The 21,626-nt window shown below is 60.5% G+C and carries 16 protein-coding genes; 7 read left to right on the top strand and 9 right to left on the bottom strand.

Going from position 1 to position 21,626, the window contains the following annotated elements; translation table 11 throughout:
- Nucleotides 1–658: 658 nt before the first annotated feature.
- Both A9K65_RS10760 and A9K65_RS10755 read left to right on the top strand, forming a co-directional pair.
- Complete coding sequence (locus tag A9K65_RS10760; RefSeq protein ID WP_084015980.1) at nt 659–1,117, top strand: hypothetical protein; 459 nt, start codon at nt 659–661, stop codon at nt 1,115–1,117.
- A 336-nt stretch (nt 1,118–1,453) separates the two neighbouring features.
- On the top strand, nt 1,454–5,347 hold the full coding sequence (locus tag A9K65_RS10755; RefSeq protein ID WP_157678465.1) for a hypothetical protein: 3,894 nt from the start codon (nt 1,454–1,456) through the stop codon (nt 5,345–5,347).
- Nucleotides 5,348–5,731: 384 nt separating this feature from the next.
- Here A9K65_RS10755 and fghA read toward each other — a convergent pair whose 3' ends face one another.
- The 6 genes from fghA to A9K65_RS10725 form a co-directional block, all read right to left on the bottom strand.
- Nucleotides 5,732–6,565: an S-formylglutathione hydrolase gene (gene fghA / locus A9K65_RS10750; protein WP_245322031.1), complete on the bottom strand. Its 834-nt coding sequence runs from the start codon at nt 6,563–6,565 to the stop codon at nt 5,732–5,734.
- A 224-nt stretch (nt 6,566–6,789) separates the two neighbouring features.
- On the bottom strand, nt 6,790–7,917 hold the full coding sequence (locus A9K65_RS10745; protein WP_086081298.1) for an S-(hydroxymethyl)glutathione dehydrogenase/class III alcohol dehydrogenase: 1,128 nt from the start codon (nt 7,915–7,917) through the stop codon (nt 6,790–6,792).
- A gap of 58 nt (nt 7,918–7,975) precedes the next feature.
- Nucleotides 7,976–8,626, bottom strand: a complete 651-nt coding sequence (locus A9K65_RS10740; RefSeq protein WP_064995322.1) for a glutathione S-transferase — start codon at nt 8,624–8,626, stop codon at nt 7,976–7,978.
- Nucleotides 8,627–8,696: 70 nt separating this feature from the next.
- Entirely contained in the window at nt 8,697–10,463 is a 1,767-nt protein-coding gene (locus A9K65_RS10735) for a Rieske 2Fe-2S domain-containing protein (RefSeq protein WP_064995321.1), read from the bottom strand.
- A gap of 21 nt (nt 10,464–10,484) precedes the next feature.
- Nucleotides 10,485–11,378, bottom strand: coding sequence for an aromatic ring-hydroxylating dioxygenase subunit alpha (locus tag A9K65_RS10730; protein ID WP_064995320.1), 894 nt, complete (start codon nt 11,376–11,378; stop codon nt 10,485–10,487).
- A 29-nt stretch (nt 11,379–11,407) separates the two neighbouring features.
- Nucleotides 11,408–12,265 carry an aromatic ring-hydroxylating dioxygenase subunit alpha gene (locus A9K65_RS10725; RefSeq protein WP_064995478.1) on the bottom strand — a complete coding sequence of 286 codons (858 nt, stop codon included), beginning with the start codon at nt 12,263–12,265 and terminating at the stop codon, nt 11,408–11,410.
- Nucleotides 12,266–12,515: 250 nt separating this feature from the next.
- Here A9K65_RS10725 and A9K65_RS10720 point away from each other — a divergent pair, with 250 nt between their 5' ends.
- From A9K65_RS10720 to A9K65_RS10700, 5 genes are all read left to right on the top strand, one after another.
- Nucleotides 12,516–13,352: a GntR family transcriptional regulator gene (locus A9K65_RS10720; RefSeq protein WP_063173785.1), complete on the top strand. Its 837-nt coding sequence runs from the start codon at nt 12,516–12,518 to the stop codon at nt 13,350–13,352.
- Nucleotides 13,349–14,443 carry a BMP family ABC transporter substrate-binding protein gene (locus A9K65_RS10715; protein ID WP_013529894.1) on the top strand — a complete coding sequence of 365 codons (1,095 nt, stop codon included), beginning with the start codon at nt 13,349–13,351 and terminating at the stop codon, nt 14,441–14,443. Before A9K65_RS10720 ends, A9K65_RS10715 begins: the two co-directional genes overlap by 4 nt.
- 96 nt (nt 14,444–14,539) lie before the next feature.
- On the top strand, nt 14,540–16,087 hold the full coding sequence (locus A9K65_RS10710) for an ABC transporter ATP-binding protein (RefSeq protein WP_064995319.1): 1,548 nt from the start codon (nt 14,540–14,542) through the stop codon (nt 16,085–16,087).
- Nucleotides 16,071–17,162 (top strand): ABC transporter permease, encoded by a 1,092-nt coding sequence (locus tag A9K65_RS10705; RefSeq protein ID WP_064995477.1) that lies wholly within the window; start codon nt 16,071–16,073, stop codon nt 17,160–17,162. Before A9K65_RS10710 ends, A9K65_RS10705 begins: the two co-directional genes overlap by 17 nt.
- Nucleotides 17,162–18,082, top strand: a complete 921-nt coding sequence (locus A9K65_RS10700; protein ID WP_084016228.1) for an ABC transporter permease — start codon at nt 17,162–17,164, stop codon at nt 18,080–18,082. The genes A9K65_RS10705 and A9K65_RS10700 overlap by 1 nt, the downstream gene beginning before the upstream one ends.
- A gap of 10 nt (nt 18,083–18,092) precedes the next feature.
- Here the strand turns inward: A9K65_RS10700 and A9K65_RS10695 are convergent, their stop codons facing one another.
- Genes A9K65_RS10695 through A9K65_RS10685 form a run of 3 tightly spaced genes read right to left on the bottom strand, consistent with a single transcriptional unit; the run spans nt 18,093 to nt 21,614 of the window.
- On the bottom strand, nt 18,093–19,025 hold the full coding sequence (locus A9K65_RS10695; RefSeq protein ID WP_013529890.1) for an ABC transporter permease: 933 nt from the start codon (nt 19,023–19,025) through the stop codon (nt 18,093–18,095).
- Nucleotides 19,018–20,094: an ABC transporter permease gene (locus A9K65_RS10690; protein ID WP_064995317.1), complete on the bottom strand. Its 1,077-nt coding sequence runs from the start codon at nt 20,092–20,094 to the stop codon at nt 19,018–19,020. The genes A9K65_RS10695 and A9K65_RS10690 overlap by 8 nt, the downstream gene beginning before the upstream one ends.
- Nucleotides 20,091–21,614 carry an ABC transporter ATP-binding protein gene (locus A9K65_RS10685; RefSeq protein WP_064995316.1) on the bottom strand — a complete coding sequence of 508 codons (1,524 nt, stop codon included), beginning with the start codon at nt 21,612–21,614 and terminating at the stop codon, nt 20,091–20,093. The genes A9K65_RS10690 and A9K65_RS10685 overlap by 4 nt, the downstream gene beginning before the upstream one ends.
- Nucleotides 21,615–21,626: the final 12 nt, after the last annotated feature.

The following is a 21,626-nucleotide window of genomic DNA, read 5'->3' as shown; positions in this document are numbered from 1 at the left end:
AGGCTATGTCGTTTGTCAGCAACGGCGGTTACGAAGTGCGCGGACATACCCGATTCTAATGGTTTGGCAGCCCCAAAGCGCATGACGCCTAACAATTATGTTGCAGACGGTTGAAACCAGTTGGAGCCAGCCAGCTCACGCAGGCAGTCGAAGGCGTCGACTATGATCGTCCCATGGCAAATTCTGACATCCCAGCGTCCCTCGCGAGCGAGCGCAATTCGCCTGAAGGCGTCAGACAGAAAGTTCGAAAAGCTTCCAGGAACCCCAGGCCTCCGGGAAGCATTTCCCTGGTTATTTTTGCCGGCGCTATCACCTCAGCCTTGGACTGAAAAAATATCGTTCGCTGCAGGAGCAGCCCCCAGGATTAGGAAGTCCATGCCACGCGATCGAACCGTCAACGCCACCATCGCCAGTGGTTTGGTTCCCTCCTACTGCGATGGCTGAGAGCGCAATACTTCTGGCTCGCGCCTCGGCTTCCAGCAATCGGCGAAGCAGTTGACGCAACTGTTCGTCCTCGAGGCGTCCAATCATCTCCTTGGTAATTTCGAATACGGTCATACTCCGCTCAGAATCAGCTTCTTGATGCAGTGAGCAATATAGTAGCACCACCGAACGGTTTCGCGTTTCGACTGCCACGCAACTGTGTCAAAATGCTCTCATGGACATTGAGGAAATCAAAATCCGTTTCGAAAAGGCCGTCACATTGTTCATGGACGACCAGAAACAGCTGCTCGAGCTTGATGTGAACGAGCGTGCAATCGGGGCCACGCTTGCACATGTTTTTGTGCGCGAGCTCTTTCCCGATCACAAAGTTGATGCGGAATACAATCGTGTCGGACTTGATGGCAGCCCGAAGCGGTTAAATTTGCCCTTGGAATGCGGCGGAGAAAACACACCCGTTTATCCCGATATCGTTGTGCATTTTCGCGGAGTCAACGAAGAGAATATCTTAGTCGTCGAAATCAAGAAGACCACCAACAAACAGTCACGTCGCTGCGACCTTGTAAAGCTCGCAGCTTACCGCGAGCAGTTGCACTACCAAATCGGCGCGTTTCTGGAACTGCCAGCAGGTGATGACTTGGGAAGCATCGATCCTCGTATCCTTTGGTTTGATTAGCGGCACGTAGGCCCAAATGCCAGGGCAGTTGAGGCGGACCGCGCGGGACCGGTCAGATTCGGCGACCCGAACTGGCCCGGAACAGAATCCGTGGCGAAATTCACCTATCACGATGCGTCGGAGTGCAGAACTGCCTCAACTTAACGAGCAGAAGAGGGCCGCCTCGCTTTACATCTGCTGGCTCTCGCATCAGCCTCATTCGACTAATGGATTCGTTCCCTCCCGCAACAAAACGGAAATTCGATGTCGGCGTCGGCAAACACGCAGGTTCACGTCCCGAGGCCGAAGGTCTGGCAGGCTTTCGAGAAGGGCTCCGCGCACCTATGGCGTCGGATATTGAACGACGCCTCTCTCCACCGTTTTGGCAAGAATGGTCAGGCCCAACATGGAATGGACATGTTCGGATACCGCAACGGCGACGCTGGTAAAGTCGTTGGTGTCCAATGCAAATGTAAGGGATTGGGAGAGAAAGCCACCGAGAAAGAGTTTAGGGGGGATTTCGCGAAGGCCCTAAAATACGAGCCAGAGCTGACCGAGTACTTTTTCACTACGACGGCCGACGACGATGCGGTGCTGCATACCGTGGCAGCTGCATTGACTGAAGAACAGCGGGTGCTGGGACGCAGCATTATCGTACGGGCTTGGGGGTGGGGGACTCTTGAGGACGAGATCTCCGCCCATCCGGACGTCGCGCTCGTGTTCGATCCCAACCATAGTCCCACTGCAGAGATTCAAACGAAGCGCCATGAAGAATTGGTGGGGCTGCAGACCAGTGCCACACAGGAGATACTGGCAGAGATAAGGGCCATGAACGCCACTCTGCTGGGACAAGTGGGCGCGGATGCCACATCGGGTGCGGCCGATCCCGCCGAGGCTGCGCTCGACGCGGAGATCGATCGGTATAGAGATCGAGCCAACAATGGAAAGCCAAGATCCGCTCTCGACCTGTTGCTCGATCTGATTAAGACGCTCACGGACAAGAACTCCGGGCACATCTGGTTCAGGGTGAAAGCCAACATCGCTCATTGTTACCTTCAACTCGGCGACGAATCCTCATCGGCGGAAATGCTGGAAGAGGCTGTGAAGCATGCACCGGATGATCCTAAAGCAGCTGTGAACGTCATCTTGGCGATGATGCTTCGCGGTCGCTATCATGAAGCCATGGAAAGGGGGCTTGCCGAATTGAGCAAGTCTCCTGACAACGAGGCCCTCGCCGGCTACGTCGTCCAGGCAGGTGGATTTGCCGGCGCTACCGACATTATGGACCGCATTCCCGAAGGGCTGAAATTTTCGGAGGCGGTCCAGAAATATCAGCTCCTGAACTTGCGCAATTCTAACGACCGGGCGTGGATCGATTTGGCCCGGCGGGGGAGAGAAAATGACGAGAACGACGAATTCTACAAGCGCCAGGCAGCAGAGGCAGAGATCACTGAGATCGTGGAAGGCGATCATAAGACCACTTGGAAACTGACCAAGGAAGCCAGGGCGCGGCTGCAGCAGGCTGGGAAGGACCTCACCGATCTTTGGGAGCAGGCAAAGCAGCAGGAGGTTACCAAACGTCCGGAAACTCTCGCTCTATGCATAAATGGATCCTTAGCGCTGCTGGCGGCAGGGGACGACAAGTCCGCTAAAGACTTGTTGCTTGAAGGGCTGGCCATCTCTGAAGGAAAAGATCCCGACCTGCTGGTCCGCGTGGCGGCGATGGCGCTGGAGTTGGGCGACAGGACGCTGGCAGAACAAACTTTCCCTAAGTTGGGAGAGGAGGGTCCTGCCCTTCTAATGCGCACCCAGATCGCGGCGCGCTATGGCAACTGGGACTATCTCGAAGGGCTCCACGGAACCGAGGCCCTGAACACGGTCCCGGAGACCGAACGCGACTTGATAAAGGCCCTGGCGTCAAGTGCGAGTGTCAGGAAGCGTGCTAAGGATGACCCAGGCTCGGCTTCTTCAGCGCTGGACGAGTTGGTCCCAAAGTACGCATCAACCGGCCGAGCCTCGGTGCTTATTGCCCAGTTGGCAGACGAGCTCGACTTGCCCGAAGCATCGTCTAAAGCCTACGCCAATGCATTGGTTACCGTCACCGACAAGTCGCACATCGCGACCCGAACGATGATTGCTGCGTATGCGGCGCGGCGCCATGATCACGGCGCGATCATTAAATTGATGGATGGTTTCGTTGACGACACCGTCGACTCCGAGGAACTGTTCGACCTGGCTAGTGCCTTTGCCTATGAGTTCCCTCCTAGAGCGCGGGCGGTCGAGTTCTTCACTGGGCTGCAGGATGTGGTCAGGGACCTAGAGCGCTACGTGATGCTGGAAGGCATCATGCACTATCATAGGGGCGAACTCGGCTTGGCTGAGGATTGCTTCGTGAAGTCGCGAGAGCTGGCGCCAAATCGTGTCCGACCCATTTTGATGCACATTCAGACGCTGTTCAGGCTAAAGCGCAAATCAGAGCTATCGGCTTTGGTAGCTTCGCTGGATGTGGCTTCCCTACATGGCACTGCACAGGACCAGGTAGACTTCGCACAGGCCCTTGCCGCTGGCGGTCGACCGGATGATGCCCTGGCATTGGGATACAAGGTCCTGGAGGCCAACCGCAATGATCCGAAAGTTGCCCTCAAATGGCTAGGTCTGTGCCTCGGCCAGTTGAGGCGTCTGCATGAGCTCAGCGATGACGTCATCGGCGTGGAGATGTGGGCCAGGCTAACTTCGGATGACGAGCAGACCAACGAGTTCATGGTGGTCGATGGGCCGGGTGATCCAGCTGCCAAAAAATATGGATCCGGCCACTCAATCGCCAAGGCAGCCATGGGGCACCGGACCGGCGATTCGTTCGAGGTGGAAGACCGGATCGGACGGACCATTCGCTGGACCGTGCAGCAGGTGAGGCACAAATACCTGCATGCCTACGAAGATCTGACCGAGAACTTTAACATTAGGTTTCCCGCGGAAGACGGTTTCTTCGTCATCAAGACGATCGGTGACGATATCGAGCCGTTCCTCGATTTGATGAAGCGGCAGAGCGAGAGGCAACAGAAGGTCCTGGGCCTCTACGCTGAGGGTCCGTTGCCGATCTCGGTGCTGGTAGAGTTCTCAGGCGGTGCTAGCGTCGTCCATTTCACCGATACCCTCAGAATGCAGGGGCTCAGCATCGAGACTTGCGAGGGCAACCTACCGGAAAGAGTCGGGGCGACTCACACTACGAGGAAGCACTTCGGTAGGGGCATCGTTCTTGACACGCTAACCTTTTGGGCGGTGGTCGGTATCGATGGATTGGATGTGCTGAAGCAACTTTTCGGTACTATCCTCCTTGCAAGATCTACAGCGGACGAAATTAACCACCTGCATGACGACGATGTAATTCCTGAGACCGAGCGGGCAGGCACCGGCTACTTCTATAACGGGCGTTATTATTTTGAAGAATTCACGACTGAACGTGCCAAGCAGATCGCCGATGCGATCGAGAAGCGCGAAAAAGCCATGCAGTCGGATTGTGAGCTGGTGCCAGTACACGCGCCGGACGGCATTGATCCGAAGCTACTCGATCATATTCGCAGCGGCGCGCTGGATCCAATGTTTGTCGCTCAGGAACGAGCCATGCTGCTGGTCACCGATGACAAGCGGTACAGGAACTGGGCAGCGGGCCTGAAGGTTCCTTCAGTGTGGCTCCAAGCGATTTTTCTTGCAGCTAGGGACGATGGGCGAATTGGAGCCGGGGAATATGCGCGCTTGGTGGCTCAACTGGCCTTGTTGCGACATACATTTATCACCTGTAATGCAGGCGATATCATCGAAGTTGTCGCGCAAGCAACACCTGAGACCATGTATACAATCGATGCCATTGCGGAAGCCATCGGCGTCGAGAAGGCCGAGATTGCATCGCATTTCAGCGTGGTGAAGGACGCTATTTTAGCCCTGTGGGAAACCAGACCTTCGGTCAAAGCCGACTACGCGATCGGCCTATTGATGCGAAACTTAATCAGACACCGGACGGTTGATCGGAACCAAATCCTCGGCCACATGAAGAGACTGCTGTCAAACAGAACTGGCGGAAAGAGATACTTTGACCGCTGGGAGGCTGAGATCTCCCTCACAGGCAATGACGCCGTCGGTGCCAATCGCGTTACGGCGCCAACTGATCGGCCTGAGAAGAGTAAGTCAAAAAGAAATGCAGCAGTGAAAGCCCAGGCGAAGAAGCTCCATCGACGCGCTTTTGGTAAGCGCTGAGTTGTCGTGGTCCTATCTTGAATGCCACGTGCCTCGGTTAGTGAGAGTGCGCCGGCGGTGAGAACTTGGCGGCGTCCATGTCCTGCTGCGCGTCCTACCGATCTTTTGCGCCACCTAGACAGAGGCGCATCACGCCCGACATTGTAGAAAATATCGCGGGGTTTCCGAGCGGGGGGAAAGACGGTAGCGCTCTCCCGCTACCAAAATCCAGTTAAACCATTGAAATGGCTAAAAATTTATACGCGTTGGTAGCGCTTCCGGTTGAAATTGTTCAATAATTTCAATGCGGCGCCATCGTGTTCCTCGCCCCGGTAGAGACGAGAAAGAGTAACGCGGTCCTCGCTTGGACGAGGATTAATCCGATTGCATCGCTCGGACCTCGACCTATGCAAGCCGTTCCGCATGCCATCTCAAATGGTCGTCCATGAATGTCGAAATGAAGAAATACGAATGGTCGTATCCGTCCTGCATGCGCAACGTCAGCGGAATGCCGGCTTTGGCGCAGGCCGCCTCCAAAAGCCAGGGTCTCAGCCCGTCATTCAGGAACCCGTCCGATGTTCCCTGATCGACGAGAAATTCCGGGAAGCGGCGCCCGTCTTCAACAAGCGAAGTAGCGTCGTAGGCCCGCCACGAGGCCTCATCCGTGCCGAGATATTTTTCGAAAGCCGGCCTTGACCAGCCGGCAGCGCTTGGCTGCACGATCGGCGCAAATGCCGAGCAACTCCTGAACCGCTGCGGGTTTTTCAAAGCAATCGTCAGCGCGCCGTGTCCGCCCATCGAATGGCCCGTTATGGCTTGGCGCGACATGTCTGCCGGAAAATTAGCGGCGATCAGCGTGGGTAGTTCCTCGACGAGGTAGGAATACATCCGGTAGTTCTTCGCATAAGGCTCCTGCGTTGCATCAAGATAAAAGCCGGCGCCGCCGCCAAACTGCCAATTGTCCTTGTCATCAGGGATGTCGGCACCGCGCGGACTGGTGTCTGGACAGACGACGATCAGGCCAAGTTCGGCGGCCATGCGCCTGTATTCGCCTTTGTCCATGACATTTTGATGGGTGCAGGTCAGTCCCGACAAATACCACACCACGGGGCAAGGCATTTCCCGGGCCTGTGGAGGCACGAAAACGGCAAATGTCATGTCGCAGCAGCAACTCGTCGACAGGTGCGAATAGATGCCCTGCACTCCGCCAAGGGATTTTGCCTGGGAGATGGTCTTCATGGGTTCCGGCATATTCCCTCTCCACGGATTTCAAACGCCAATCGGCCGGTGTCTACGGCATCGACCATGATCGCGGCAACCCGGGCGGATCAGGTGGGGTCGAACCGACCGGCGGCGCGGACATCCGGAATGTCAGTCGCGCCGCCGGCCTAACGCCCGATGTCGGGGAGGCACGGTATTTTGGGAACACAGAGCCTTCGACGCGGGCGTGTCGTGTGAGCCGGTCAGTAAACCACGACGCTGCGAATGCTCTCCCCGGCATGCATGAGATCGAAACCCTTGTTGATGTCCTCGAGCTTGAGCGTGTGGGTGATCATAGGGTCGATCTGGATCTTGCCGTCCATGTACCAGTCGACGATCTTCGGCACATCGGTGCGGCCGCGCGCGCCGCCGAAGGCGGTGCCCATCCAGGTGCGGCCGGTGACCAGCTGGAACGGCCGCGTCGAGATCTCCTGGCCGGCGCCGGCAACGCCGATGACCACCGACTTGCCCCAGCCGCGATGCGAGGCTTCGAGCGCCTGACGCATCACCTTGGTGCTGCCGGTGCAGTCGAATGTGTAGTCGGCGCCGCCGATCTGGTCGGCGCCACGCTTGGTCATGTTGACGAGGTAGGGCACGACATCGCCGTCGATCTCCTTCGGATTGACGAAATGCGTCATGCCGAAGCGCTCGCCCCACTCCTTCTTGTCGTTGTTCAAATCGACGCCGATGATCATGTCGGCGCCGGCAAGCTTCAGGCCCTGGATGACATTGAGGCCGATGCCGCCGAGGCCGAAGACGACCGCGGTGGCGCCGATCTCGACCTTGGCGGTGTTGATCACGGCACCGATGCCGGTGGTGACGCCGCAGCCGATGTAGCAGATCTTGTCGAAGGGCGCGTCGGGGTTGACCTTGGCCAGTGCGATCTCGGGCAGCACGGTGAAGTTGGAGAAGGTCGAGCAGCCCATATAGTGAAAGATCTTGTCCTTGCCGATCGAGAAGCGCGATGAACCATCGGGCATGAGGCCCTGGCCCTGCGTGGCGCGGATCGCCGTGCAGAGGTTCGTCTTTCTCGACAGGCAGGACGGGCACTGGCGGCATTCGGGCGTATAGAGCGGGATGACGTGGTCGCCCTTCTTGAGCGAGGTGACACCCTTGCCGACATCGACGACGACGCCGGCGCCTTCATGGCCGAGGATGGCCGGAAACAGACCTTCCGGATCGGCGCCCGACAGTGTGAATTCGTCGGTGTGGCAAATGCCTGTCGCCTTGATCTCGACCAGCACTTCGCCCTCGCGCGGGCCCCCGAGGTCGACCTCCATGATCTCCAGCGGCTTTCCGGCGGCGACAGCGACAGCGGCGCGGGTTTTCATTCTTTTTCTCTCCCAAATCTCTATTTTGCCGGGCCAGAACGCGGCGCTTATGATCAGACTATGCGGCGATCTTGCCGGGGCCGGCGGGAAACACACCCGACATGACGGTGAACCCCTTGATGCGCTTGACACGGTCGCACCAGCGCCGAATTGCCGGATAGTCCTGGCGCGGAATACCGCCTTCCTCCGACAGAATGATGTAAGGAAAACAGGCGATGTCGGCGATGGTCGGGTGACTGGCCGAACAGATCCAGTTGCGGCCCTGCTGTTCGCCGAACCACAGATGCTCGTCGAGGATACGGAAAAGGCGATGCGCGCCGGCACGCGCGGCGTCGATATCGAAGTCATAAAACAGCGCATCGTGCAGGCGGGCGGCCGACGCCGTCGAAGTGATACCGTCTGCAAAGGCCAGCCACTGGCTGATCTCGCCCAGCAGAGCGGGATTGTCCCGCGGATACCAGGTGCCCGACGGATCGTATTTCGAGGCGAAATAGACAAGGATCGCTTGGGCGTCGCGCAAGATCAGCCCTTCATCCTCGATGACCGGCAGCTGGCCAAGCGGATTGAGTTTCAGGAACCATTCCGACTTGTGTTCGCGGCCGGGGTAGAAGTCGACCGGCACGGTCTTGTAGTCGATGCCGAGAAAACTCATCAGCAGCCGCAGCTTGTAGCAATTGCCCGACAGTTCGTAGTCGTAAAGCGTGATCATCGGCAGCTCCTAAAGCAATTCCAGGAAACGTGTGTAACGGTTTTCCGTCCGGAATGCGTAAAACAAACAGTTAGATGTCCAGAACCAGGCGTGCCGATTTGGCGCGCGAAACGCAGGTCATGATCTTGGTTCCGGCCTTCCTCTCGGCATCGTTGAGGTAGACGTCCTGATGGTCCGGTTCGCCCTCGATCACCGTCGCCACGCAAGTGCCGCAGGCGCCTTGCTCGCAAGACGACGGAACATCGATGCCGCTTTCGCGCATGACCTGCATGATCGTCTTGCCCGCCGGCACCTGAAGCGTGACGCAGGAGCGCGCCAGCGCGACCTCGAAGCTCGAGCTGTCGTCGATCTTGTTGGTGTTCTTGAAGTACTCGAAATGGACGGCGCTATCCGGCCAGCCCTGCTCGGCCGCGATCTTGCGCGCGGCTTCCAGCATCGGTCCCGGGCCGCAGATGTAGAGATGCATGCCATTGCGATAACCGGCGAGGAGTTGTCGAAGCTCGGCGCCGGTCGCGTCGGGCGAGAGGCCGAGATGCGGCTTCAGCGCATCGCCGAGATGCTTCAGCCGATCGGCAAAGGCGAGGTGTTCCTCGCCTTGCGCGAAATAATGCAGCTCGTGCGCAAGCTCCTGGTTCTTCAGCGCCTGCGCCATGGCGAGCAGCGGCGTGATGCCGATGCCGCCGGCGACGAACAGCGTCTTGATCGCATCGCGGCGCAGCGGGAAGTTGTTGCGTGGCTCGGAAATCGCCAACACGTCGCCCTCTCGCACCGTCTCATGCATGCATTTCGAGCCACCCTTGGAGTCCCGTTCCAGCTTGACGCCGATGGTGAAGCTGTCGGTTTCACCGGGACCGTTGGTGATCGAATACTGCCTGATCTCGCCATTGGGCATGTGGACGTCGATATGGGCTCCAGGCTGGAACGTCGGCAGGATGCCCTTGATCGGACGAAGCTCGAAGCCTGCGATCCCGTCAGCGGTCTGCCATTTTCTGGCCACGCTGACACGCAGCGCAGCCTTGCGGCCATGCGTGGTCACCTCAGGCATTTCCGCGAGTTCGGCCGAGACCCGTTCGTAGACCGGCTCGAGCGGCGCCGGCGCCGGCGCGTTCGCCACGTCGCGCTCGACCTCGTCGCGCAGCTTGGAAAGCCGCTCATTGTGGTGACGCAGAATGGCAATGCGCGCGGCGCCCTCGGCCTCCTGATCGAGCACGCCGCGGATCACCGAACGGTTGGAATCGACCGGCTGCACGAAGAAAACGCCCTGCGTCTCGGCGCTGCTGGCTCGCGAGCGAAGCGCCACAGCGAAATCCTGGGCGGCTTCGACGAGAATGTCGGCGCCCTCGCCATCGATCGCTCCGTTGGGTTGAAAGCGATAGGCTCTCAGCCTCTCGACGACTTTGTCGGCCGGCGCGTTGACCGCGATGCCGCGCAAGGCGAGGAGCTTGCCTTCGGCGAGGCCGGCAATCTCAGGCACCTCCCCGCGCGGCTCTTCCGAGGACCAGACCAAGCCATAACGTTCGACCGCCGGAAAAGTGCGGTTGGTGATGGTGCGGGCGGGTGCATCGGCCGGATGAGCCGGGATATAGGTGCAGCCAGCGGTGCGGTTCGAATAACGCCAGCCGTGATACTGGCATTTCAGTTCGCGCCCGTCATTGATGCCGATCGACAGCCTGACGCCGCGATGCAGGCAGCGGTTCTCCCAGATGTTGACGTAACCGTCATCGGCCCGCCACACGGCGAATTCCCGGCCGAGCAACTGGCCGTGGAAAACGTGGCGAAACGGCAAATCATGGGCAGCGGCGATCGGATGCCACCGGCTTCTGGCTTCTTCCAACATCAATCGTCTCCAAAATGTCTGTCAGGCTGCAGCCGGGATGACCCCGTAGGTCACGCCCTTCTGGCTGAGCCAGCGCCGGTAGGCGATGGCCGACTTGTCAGCGCGGATCGGCGTCTCGGCGCGCGGATCGAGCGGCAGGCGCTTCGGCACCTGGTTTTCCAGGATCGGCTTGTCCTGGCCGAAGATCGTCTGCTGGAAACGCTTGATCACCTTGTCTTCATTGTCTTCGTCGAGCACGCAAAGCAGCATGTGGGCGCGCACATGCTCCTGGTCGACCGGCTGCAGGAAGACGGCGATGACATCGCGCCGGGTCTCGTCGATCGGGCTCGATTTATAGAGCACCGAGCAATAGGGATGCGGCACGCGATAGACGTAGTCGACGTCGGCGCCGCCATCGGACGCCGTCGACGCCATCGGCTGGAAGAAGCGGCAGCGCGTGGCCAGGATCTCGTCACGATCGACGGAGATCTCGACGTCGTATTCCTTGACTTCGGTATGCGGCTCGACGCCGAGTATGTCGGTATGCACATAGGGGAAGTGGCCCATGTCGAGAAAGTTCTCGATGGCGCGCGGCGCCGAAACGTTGACGCCGAACGTTGCCGCATTGAGCTTACGGCGGTCCGGCTCTTGATATTCGGGGATCGGGAACAGCTCGGCCGGCGGCGACCCGAGCGAAGTCCAGACATAGCCATAGGCGCTTATTGCAGGCAGCCTGTCGGCGGGTGGAATATGGTCAGCCCTTTGCACATCGGGACGCGAGCGCCAGACGACGGGCTCGCCATCCGCGTCCACCGCAAAGCTGAGGCGCTCCTCGAGCAGAACGGTCTCCTGGACGGCGCCGGGAGCAGCTTCCGCGATGGCGCCCACGGGATGCCAGAGATTGAGGATCACGGGATCAGCGCATTTCGTCATCATGTTATCCCTTCAAATACCCTCGGACGTCATCAGATCTGTGCCGGTATCGCACCATAGGTGACCGCCCTGTCACGCAGCCAGCGCCGATAGGAAACCGAGACGGCATCGGCGCGGATCGGCGTCTCGGCGCGCGGATCGAGGGGCAGGCGCTTGGGGACCTGGTTTTCCAGGATCGGCTTGTCCTGCGCGAAGATCAATTGCATGAAACTGCGCACCGTCGCCGCATCCATGCCCTCCTTGAGGTAGCAGAGATAGGGATGCGCGACGCAGTTCTCCTCGTCGACCGGCTGCACGAACAGCGTGATGACATCCAGCCTCCCCTTCTGGATCGGATTGCTCTTGTAGAGCGCCACCGTATAGGGCCGGATCACCTTGTAGATGTACTCGACGACGAACCCTTCCTTCGCGGTCGGCGACGCGATGGGCTGGTAGAATTTGCATTCGGTCGCCAGCACCTCGTCCTGGGGCGTGATTTCCACCTTGTAAGGCACGACCTCGGTATGCGGCTCCTCGCCGAGCCAGCCTGTGTGGATGAAGGGGAAATGCCCCATGTCGAGAAAATTCTCGACGGCGCGAAGGCCCGACACCTTGACCGCGATCGAGCCGCCGCTGACCAGATGTCGATCCGCCTCGTTGGCCTCGGGGATGTAGATGATGTCGCGCCAGGGTTTGTCCAGACAGGTCCAGACGAAACCATAGCGCTCGGCGCTCTTCAACACGTCACCGGTATCGTTGCGAACGACTTCGATCTTGTTTGAATGTTTGCGAACGACGAGATCGACCCCAAGCAGGCGGGTCGAAAAGGGCATATCCTGGCTGAGCGATTCCTGGTCAGCGACGATATGCCAGTCGTTCAGAAGCTCGCGGTCGACGCAACGGGTTGCCATCGGCATCCCTCCCAACTCGGCTAGCCCTTCACCACGAACCTAGCCTGACGTTTCGCAATGACGAAATCACAAGATTGGATACCAATCAATGATTTTTTGTCAGCCAAAATCATTTTTTGTGTTGACAGACTATGATGATTGAATTCCGATATGGAAAACCTGAACCTGGGATATGGCACATCCCGAAGCGTCATGTCTTCATCATGGAAAGCCTGCTGATCATGTCGTCGCAAAGGCGGAGAACCGTGCCTTGAGCAGCCGCTCCCAGACGATCGCGGACACGCTGACCCGCGCCATCATCGACCATCGGCTGGTGCCCGGCTGCAAGCTCGGCGAGCGCGAGCTTGCCGAGATATTCGATGTCAGCCGCATCGTGGTGCGTCAGGCCCTGATACGGCTCGCCGATGACGGGCTGGCGCAGATCGAGCGCAACCGCGGCGCCTTCGTCGCCAGGCCTAGCATGCAGGAGGCAATGGAGATTTACGACGCGCTGACCCTTGTCGAACAGGGGGTGGCGGCCCAGCTCAGCGATCGCCTTGGCCCCGCCGGATGGGCCGAGCTGCGCCAGCATGTCGAACGCCAGCGCCAGGCAGTCGCCGCCGGCAACGATGCGCTGGCCGACGTGCTCGGCCAGGAATTCCACACGGTGTTCGTGCGCCTTAGCCGCAACAAGGTGATGCAGGAAATCCATGCCCAGCTGGTGCGCCGCACGACGCTGCTGCGCTCGCTCATTTCAGCCGATTTCGACTATTGCAATCTGCTCGACGATCATTCGAGGGTCGTAGACCTCCTGGAAAAGGGCCGCCTGAAACAGGCCATGGACCTGATCGACACGCATCACCGCACCGTGGTGCGCGGCTATATCATGGATCGCGAGGTGTTTCCGGAGATGACGCCTGCCGAAGCGCTCGCACCCTATCTCGACGGCAAGGCCGACGGAGCGACGATATCGGCTGGATTGAGGCAGGCAAAACCATCCGGGAATGGCGACGGCGCGGCGCACGCGCACGTCCATCTCCCTAACAAAGACCGGGCATCGACAAGCCGGGCATCAACCAAAAAAACCAACAGAGGGTTACCGACATGAACGACCTGACAAGACGCGGATTCCTGAAATACAGCGGTGCGCTGGGTGCTGCGCTCGGTGCTGGAGGGCTGAGCACGGTCGCCAAGGCTCAAGAGGTGCTCAAGATCGGCGTCGTCTACGTCTCGCCGATCGCCGAAATCGGCTGGACCAAGCAGCACAGCCTTGGCGTCGAGGCGATCAAAGCCGCGTTCGGCGACAAGGCCGAACTCACCGTCATCGACAACATCTTCATGCCGCAGGATGCGGAGCGCATTTTCCGCGAGCTGGCCAGCGCCGGCAACAAACTGATCTTCGGCACCAGCTTTTCGCACGGAACGCCCATGCAGAAAGTGGCGCCGCGGTTCCCCAAGGTGGCTTTCGAACATTGCTCCGGCATCGTCCACCTTGCCAATCTGGGTACCTTTGAAGCCAAATATTACGAGGGCACTTTCGTCGCCGGCGCGGCCGGCGGCTACATGTCGAAATCCGGCAAGATTGGTTTCATCGGCGGCTTTCCGATTCCGGATATCGTCGGCCCGGCCAACGCGCTGCTGCTCGGTGCGCAAAGCGTCAATCCGAACGCCACCTGCAACGCCATCTTCCTCAATTCCTGGTTCGATCCGGGCAAGGAGAAGGAGGCCGCCAAGACGCTGCTTTCGCAAGGCTGCGATGTCATCTGCTCGATGACCGACACGGCGACGGGCGTCCAGGTCGCGGGTGAAGGCGGCGCCTGGTCGATCGGCTACGCCAGCGACATGGCCAAGTTCGCTTCGGGCAAACAGCTGACGTCCTTTGTCCTCGACTGGACCAGCGACTATGTCGGCGCCGCCAAGGCCGTCGCCGCCGGCACCTGGAAGCCGGAAGTGCGCTGGGATGGACTGGCAGCGGGCGTCGTGAAGATGGCGCCCTACAATGACGGCATACCGGCCGACACCAAGGCCAAGCTGAAGCAGCTCGAGGCCGACATCGGCAGCGGCAAGGTGCACCCCTATGGCGGCGAGTTGAAGGACCAGGCCGGCAACCTCAAGGTCGCTGCAGGCTCCGTCCTGGCCGATGACGATGTTCGCGGCATGAACTGGTTCGTCAAAGGCATGATCGGCAAGCTGAGCTGAACGCCATCAAGAACCAGGGAGGCGCCGAGACCGACCTTCGGCGTCTCCCTGCCTGGTTCCCGTCCAACCTCGCTTCACGCCACGGCAGGACCCGCCATGCATCCGCGTCTAGAACTGCGCAACATCTGCAAGCGCTATCCCGGCGTCGTCGCCAATGACGACGTCTCGCTGGCTATCCAGCCCGGCGAAATCCACGCCGTGCTGGGCGAAAACGGCGCCGGCAAATCGACCCTGATGAAGATCATCTATGGCGCGGCGCAGGCCGATTCCGGCGAGATCTTCTGCGACGGCAATCCGATCGCGGCGCACAACCCGGCGACGTCGCGCGCGCTCGGCATCGAGATGGTCTACCAGCACTTCGCGCTGTTCGAATCCGTTTCAGTGGTCGAGAACATTGCGCTCTCGGCAAGCAGCGCCTTCGATCTGCCCTCGCTTGCCGCCAAGATCCGCGAGCTTTCGCTTCGCTACGGCATGCCGATCGATCCGCATCGCCAGGTGCATGACCTCTCTGTCGGCGAGCGGCAGCGCGTCGAGATCGTGCGCTGCCTGCTGCAGGCGCCCAAGCTTCTGATCCTCGACGAGCCGACTTCCGTGCTGACGCCACAGGCGGTGGTCAAGCTGTTCGAGACGCTTCGACAACTCGCCGCTGAAGGCTGCAGCATCGTCTACATCAGCCACAAGCTCGACGAGGTGCAGGAGCTCTGTGACACCGCAACCGTGCTGCGCAACGGCAAGGTCACCGGCACCGCTCGGCCGAAAGAGACGACCTCGCTCGAGCTCGCCCGCATGATGGTCGGCTCGAAGCTGCCGGAAATGCATGTCAGCCCGCCGACCCCGAGCGAGAAGCCAGTGCTCGAGGTCAACAACCTTTCGGTCAAGGCAAGAGACCATTTCGGCGTGGATCTGAAGGACGTCTCCTTCAACGTTCATGGCGGGGAAATCGTCGGCCTGGCGGGAGTGTCCGGAAACGGCCAGGCGGAGCTTATCGCCCTGCTCAGCGGCGAACGCACGCATCACAACAACGACGCGATCAGGATTTGCGGTACCGCTGCCGCTCGCCTTCGTGCCGACGAGCGCCGTAAGCTCGGTCTCGCCTTCGTTCCCGAGGAACGGCTGGGCCGTGGCGCGGTACCGTCGCATACGCTGTGGGAGAACGCGGTTCTGACCGCCCATCGCTTCGGCACCGTCCGCAACGGCCTGGTCGACCGGCGCAAAGCCAGCGCCTTCGCAGCTGGCATCATCGACAGGTTCAAGGTCAAGGCCAACGGTCCGGCTTCGACGGCGCAAAGCCTGTCGGGCGGCAATCTGCAGAAATTCATCGTCGGCCGTGAGATCGCGCTCGAGCCGAAGCTTCTGCTTGTCTCCCAGCCGACCTGGGGCGTCGATGTCGGCGCCAGCGCCTTCATCCGCCAGACCATCGTCGACCTCAGCCGCGCCGGCGCGGCGGTGCTCGTCGTCTCCGAAGAACTCGACGAGCTGTTCGAGATTTGTGACCGGCTTCTGGTGATCTGCCAGGGGCGCGTGTCACCGCCGCTGGTACGCAAGACGACCGACCGCGAAGAGGTCGGGCTGCTGATGACCGGTCGAACGATGAGCACGGATCAAATGGCAATTGGGAGTGGCGACGTTGCGCTTCAGGATTGAACAAAGGCCGGAGCCTTCGGCAACAATGCGCGTCGCGGCGCCGGTGCTGGCGTCGGTTTTGACGCTGGTCGTCGGCTCGATCTTTTTTGCCTCGCTCGGACACGATCCGCTGCCGACGCTCTACGCCTTCTTTGTCGAGCCGTTGAATTCCCTCAACGGTTTGTCGGAATGGCTGCTCAAGGCCTCGCCGCTGATCCTCATTGCGTGTGGGCTGGCTATCGGCTTCCGCGCCAATGTCTGGAACATCGGCGCCGAGGGCCAGTTCACCATGGGCGCGATTGCGGCGAGCGGCGTCGGTCTTTTCTGGCCGAACCCGGACAGCGTGCTGCTGTTGCCGTTGATGTTCGTTGCCGGCATGGGCGCCGGCATGGCATGGGCGGCGATCCCTGCCTTCCTGCGCGCCCGCATGAACACCAACGAGATCCTGGTCACGCTGATGATGACCTACATCGCGACGCTGTTCCTGTCCTATCTCGTGCATGGACCGTGGCGCGATCCGGCCGGTTTCAACTACCCGCAGACGGCACTTCTGCCGACAGCCGCCCTGTTCGAATCCTTCGACCCGGCCTATCGGCTCAACCCTTCGATCTTCATCACCGTCGTCGTCGTGTTCGTGATGTGGCTGTTCACTGACCGCAGCTTCCTTGGCTACAAGATGTCGGTGAGCGGAGCGGCACCGCTTGCCGCCCGCTATGCCGGCTTTCGCGAATCTGCCGCCGTCTGGATCGGGCTGATGGCGGGTGGTGCGGCCGCCGGCATCGCCGGCATGGCGGAAGCCGCCGGGCCGCTCGGCCAGCTCTCGCCGCAGATTTCGCCCGGCTACGGTTTCGCGGCCATCATCGTTGCCTTCATCGGCCGGCTGAACGCCTTCGGCATCGTGCTTGGCGGGCTGTTGATGTCGCTGCTTTTCCTCGGCGGCGAAGGCGTGCAGATGACGCTGGGCCTGCCCTCGGCACTGACGCGCATCTTCCAGGGCATCCTTCTGTTCTTCCTGCTCGCCGCCGACTTCTTCATTTTTTATCGCATCCGCCTGATACGGCCGGCCCGAGACACGCACGCGCTGGAGACAGCCTGATGGATTTGTTCATCGCCATCTTCACCGGCACCGTCATCGCCGCCACGCCGCTGATATTCGCGGCACTTGGCGAACTGGTGGTCGAGAAGTCCGGCGTGCTCAACCTCGGCATCGAAGGCATGATGCTGATGGGCGCGGCATTGGCTTTCTGGGCCGTCACAGCGGGCTATCCAATGCCGGTTGCGATCCTTGCTGGCGCCCTGGCAGGTGCCGCCGCCTCGCTGCTGTTCGGCGTTCTGGCACTGACCTTCCTCACCAATCAGTATGCGGCCGGACTGGCGCTGGCCATCTTCGGTTCCGGCGTGTCGGCCTTCCTTGGCCGCGGCTTCGGCAGCGAGCCTATCGAGGCGCTGCACGGCATCAACGTCCCTGTTCTGTCCGATCTGCCGCTGATCGGTCCGTTGCTCTTCCGCTTCGATCCGATGGTCTACCTGGCTCTGGTGATGTTCGCTGCCATCAGCTGGTTTCTCTACCGCACGAAGGCCGGGCTGATCCTGCGAACGATCGGCGAGTCACCGCAGACATCGCATGCGATCGGCTATCCCGTGATCAGGATCCGCTACATGGCCGTGCTGTTTGGCGGGGCGATGGCTGGCCTGGCGGGCGCCTATCTGTCCGTCGCCTACACACCGCTCTGGGTCGAGAACATGACTGCCGGCAAAGGCTGGATCGCACTGGCGCTGGTGGTTTTCGCCACATGGCGCCCGCTGCGCATCCTGCTTGGCGCCTGGCTGTTCGGCGGCATGACGATCCTCCAGCTGCAGGGACAGGCGCTCGGACTGGAAGTGCCGTCCGAACTGCTCTCGGCCCTGCCCTATCTCGCGACAATCATCGTTCTGGTGCTGATCTCGCGAAACCGGCAAATGCTGGCGCTGCACTTCCCGGCTTCGCTAGCAAAGCCTTTCCGCCCGGCGGGTTGAGCAGCAGGGTCTATTCCCTGTTGTAGGGAATGCCGAGCGCCACGGGCTGATGGGTGCGCGACCGCAGGCCCGCAAGCAGCACAAGTGACGCCACATAGGGCAAGACGAGGAACAACTGGTGGGGGACAGGAATCCCCACCACTTGCGCATGGATGCCCAACGCCTCCAGAAACGCGAAGATGAAGATCGCTCCAACGATCCGGAACGGCATCCAGTTGCCGGCGATGATCGCGACCACGACCAGCCAGCCGCGGCCGGCAATGAGATCGGGAACGAACTTGTCCGAATAGCCAAGCATCAGGAAGGCGCCGCCGAAGCCGGACATCATGCTGCCGAACATGATCGCGAGGCACTGCCTGAGGCCGACGTGCAGGCCCTTGACGTCAAGCGCCTTCGGATTTTCGCCGACACAGCGCACCTCAAGGCCGTATTTCGTTCGGTAGAGAAAGAACCAGACGAGGATGGGCACCAGGAAGCTGACATAGGTCAGCAGGCGTTGGGAAAACAGCACCGGCCCCAGGATCGGAATATCCGACAGATAGGGGATCGGAACCTGGTCGAAGCCGATGAAGGTCGGCGCCTCGCGACCGCCAATATAGGCCTGGAACCAGAACAGCGTCACGCCCGATGCCAGGAGATTAAGGGCAAGGCCGGCTACGAATTGCTCGGCCTTCAAAACAATCGTGACGAACGACATGATCAGGCTGCTCGCGGCGCAGGCCAGGATGGCTATCGCCAGAGCCAGCCAAGGCGATCCGGTTGTCGAGGCAACCATGTAGGCGACAATGGCGCCAATCAGCATGGTGCCTTCGACAGCGATGTTCCAGATGCCCGCGCGCTGCGTGACAAGTTCGCCCATTGCCGAAAAAAGCAATGGCGTGGCAATGCGGACCATCGCCGCCAGGAGGCTTATCAGAAGCGGGCCCTGCAGCAGCTCAAGCATGGACTTCCCTCCTCACGATCTGAAGGCGCGTTGCGACGGCGGCACTGAGAAAGAACAAAAGCACCAGCCCTTCCATCGCAGACACCAGGCCTGCCGGCGTGCCACTCTTCAGCCGCATGTAGATCGTGCCGCTTTCCAGCGCGCCGAAGAACAGGGCGGCGATCATCACGCCGCTCGGGCGCAGTCCTCCCACCATGGCAACGACGATCCCCGAACTGCCGATGCCAAGCAGCGTCTCGGCACGCAGCCGGTGCGAGACACCGAAAAGCTCGCCGGCGCCAGCCAGTCCCGCCAGGGCCCCCGACATCAGCATGACGGTCAGCAGAAGCCGGCGCACATTGGTGCCGCGAAACGTCAGCGCGGTCGGGTTTGAGCCGAACGCGCGGATTTCGTAGCCCAGCGACGTCTTGTCGAGCAGCACCGCTGCGAATGCCGAGGCGGCGAGAGCGAACAGGAAGCCGACATGCAGCTTTCCCGCCCCAACGGACAAGAGGATCGGCCACTCCAGACTTGGATCGATGGGCGGCGACTGGTGATAGGATACGGTCACGCCTGTCGCCATCCAGGGGCCGCCATCGAGAAGGTAGGCGAGCAGGTACATGACGACGTAATTCAGCATCACCGTCGAAATGATCTCGCTGGTGCCGAACCTGGTTTTCAGTGCGCCGGCCAACAGGCCGAGCACGCCGCCGCCCGCCATTCCGGCCAGCGCGAGTGTGCAGACGGCCAGCCAGCCTGGCAATGGCGCTATCCAGAAACTCACCCAATAGGCGGCCATCGCGCCGTCGAACACCTGCCCCTCCTGGCCGATGTTCCAGATCTTGGCCCTGAATGCGAACACCGTGCCCAGCCCGACAAGCAACAGCGGGGTCGCCTTCGCCAGCGAACCGAGCAATGCGCCTTGGCTGCCGAATGCGCCGACGATCAGGGCCGTGAAGGCCCTTGCAGGATCGCCGCCGGAAAGCCTCAGCAAAACAGCGGAAGCCAGGAGAGCACCTGATATCGCCGCCGAATAGCAGACGACGTTCCATCCCAGGCTGCTGCCCGAGCGTCGTTGAAATGAAATCATTGAATTCCCTGCGTAAGCTGGCTGGCATCGCCTGCCATCATCATTCCAAGTTTGAGGAGGCTGGTCTCCTCGGGTCGCACGATGCCCATGATCCGGCCCTTGAACATGACCGCTATGCGATCGCAAAGGCGCAGCAGGTCTTCGAGTTCCTCTGAGGCGAGCAGGATCGCAAAGCCGGCGGCCCGCTTTTCCAGGATTTTCTCGTAGACGAATTCGGAGGCCGCAACGTCGAGCCCTCGCGTCGGCTGGTTGGCCAGCAACAGCCGCCGCGCATGCTGGAACTCGCGGGCAAGAATGACACGCTGCGCGTTGCCCCCCGACAGTCGCTCCACCGGGAGGTCCGCCGAGGCGGTCGCGACCTTGTATTCGTCGATCTTGCGCCTCGCCAACTCAGCCAGTTTGCGGCGATCGAGGAACGGACCGCGACAATATTCCGGCGATCGCTGCCAGCCGAGGACAAGGTTTTCGGCGGTTCCGAACTCCGGGATCAACCCTTCGAGGAAACGATCGTCCGGAATGAAACCCACGCCGCTGTCGAGAATCTGGCGAGACGTCGGCGCGGTGACCGGGCTTCCTTCCAGCGAGAAACCGCCCGATTGAAGCGCGCGGACTCCCATCAGTACCTCGAACAGTTCCTTCTGGCCGTTGCCGGCAACGCCAGCCAGCCCGAGAACCTCGTTGGCGGCGACGGTAAACGTCACGTCCTTGAGGACATCCTCGCCCCATTCGCCAACCGCCGACACCTTCTCGACCGAGAGGATTTCTCCCGCCGGCATGACGGAATTGTCCCTGACGTTTTTCGTCACCTTGTGCCCGACCATGAGGGCGGTAATCGCCTCGGCTGTCGTATTGGCGGTGTCCACCGTAGCGACGACCTTGCCTTTGCGCAGGATGGTGACCCTGTCGGATTGCATCACCTCGCGCAGCTTGTGACTGATCAGGACAATCGACAATCCACGCTTGCGCATCCCATCAAGGATGACGAAGAGCTGGTCGGATTGCTGCGGCGTCAGGACCGCCGTCGGTTCGTCCAGGATCAGCAGCTCGGCACCGAAATAGAGTGCTTTGAGGATTTCCACCCATTGCTGTTCACCGACCGACAACTGCCAGATTTCGCGATCGAGGTCGATGTCGATGCCGCAGTCCCTGCAGAGGCCGAGAACCCTGCGGCGGGCATCGGCCTTCCTCAGCAGCAACCCGACATCGGCACTGCCGACGATGATGTTTTCGAGCACGGTGAAGTTCGACACCAGCACGAAATGCTGGTGAACCATGCCGATGCCTAACCGCAAGGCATCGCCGGGAGAGTTCAATTCCACCACCTCGCCCTTGAAGCGTATCTCGCCGCTATCGGCTTTGTAGTAGCCGTAGAGGCAGGACGACAGCGTCGACTTGCCTGCCCCGTTTTCACCGAAAAGGCAGTGGATCTCACCCTTGCGGATATCGAGATTAACCCCGTCATTGGCAATGACGCTGCCAAATCGCTTGGTAAGGTTCTGAACGTTCAGCAGGTCTTCCATTGGGTCGCACCG

The sequence above is a fragment of the Mesorhizobium sp. WSM1497 genome (assembly GCF_001672455.2).
GTDB classification, from domain to species: Bacteria; Pseudomonadota; Alphaproteobacteria; order Rhizobiales; family Rhizobiaceae; genus Mesorhizobium; species Mesorhizobium ciceri.
The sequence above is the reverse complement of the archived record's forward strand: the minus strand, read 5'-3'. Positions and strand labels throughout refer to the sequence as shown.